A 1327-nucleotide genomic window follows, 5' to 3' on the forward strand; every position below is an offset into this window, starting at 1 on the left:
CCATCGTTCCCGAGCTGTTCGGCGACGAGGCTTACCGCGTGTTCAAGGACATCGACTCGGTCCTCATCCTGGCGTGCGGCACCAGCTACTACAGCGGCTGCGCGGCCAAGTACTGGCTCGAGTCGATTGCCGGCATCCCTACGCAAGTCGAAGTGGCCAGCGAATACCGCTACCGCACATCGGTACCCAACCCGAAATCACTCGTCGTTACCATCACGCAAAGCGGTGAGACCGCCGATACCCTGGCCGCGCTGCGCCACGCGCAAAGCCTGGGCATGACGCAGACCCTCACCATCTGCAATGTGTCAACGTCAGCCATGGTGCGTGAATGCARGCTCGCCTACATCACCCGCGCGGGTGTGGAAATTGGCGTGGCTTCCACCAAGGCCTTCACCACGCAACTGGCAGGCCTCTTCCTGCTCACGCTGGCCCTGGCCCAAAGCAAAGGCAAGCTCAGCGACGAAGAAGAAGCCGGGCACCTCAAAGCCATGCGCCACCTGCCCGCCGCCCTGCAAGCCGTGCTGGCGCTGGAGCCGCAAGTCATCAGCTGGGCCGAAGACTTCGCCAAGATGGAAAACGCACTGTTCCTCGGCCGCGGCCTGCACTACCCCATTGCCCTCGAAGGAGCCCTCAAGCTCAAGGAAATCAGCTACATCCACGCAGAGGCCTACCCCGCAGGTGAACTCAAACACGGCCCCCTGGCTTTAGTCACCAGCGAGATGCCAGTCGTCTGCGTCGCCCCCAACGATGCCCTGCTCGAAAAACTCAAAAGCAACATGCAGGAAGTTCGCGCCCGCGGCGGCGTGCTTTATGTACTGGCAGACGCCGACAGCCACATCGAAAGCGGCGAAGGCCTGCATGTCATCCGCATGCCCGAGCACTACGGGGCGTTGAGCCCACTGCTGCACGTGGTGCCGCTGCAGTTGCTGGCGTATCACACGGCTGTGGCGCGGGGGACGGATGTGGACAAACCGAGAAACCTGGCGAAGTCAGTGACTGTCGAATGACGGTCAGCGTGCCCGGGCACGCTTGTTTGTAAAAAGAAAAACTGTAAAAACCTAAGAAAAACTGTAAAAACCGCAGAATGCCATTAATAGATCCCTCGGACAATATGAAAATAGGTTTCGTTGGTAGGCATTCCTGCGCTTCGTCCGACCAAGTACGTGAGGCTGCGCTGGCTAATCGTTCCCAGGCTAAGCCTGTTCTGCAGCTGATGCTGCGACACCCGCTTCAACATTCAGCTCCGTGGCTAGCGCGGTTTCAGCGAAGAGTCGTTTTATGAGGCTGGCCAGACGCGGCGAAGTAGTGTCGTTTGCAATATTTCGGC

At 59.4% G+C, this 1327-nt stretch carries 1 protein-coding gene; it reads left to right on the plus strand.

Annotated elements, in window-relative coordinates:
* On the plus strand, window positions 1-1007 hold a 1007-nt coding region (gene glmS / locus AC1D1P_RS23535; protein ID WP_477674669.1), incomplete at its 5' end, for a glutamine--fructose-6-phosphate transaminase (isomerizing).
* Between the last annotated feature and the right edge of the window lie 320 nt (window positions 1008-1327).

Source organism: Polaromonas sp. P1_E1_2, assembly GCF_056406035.1.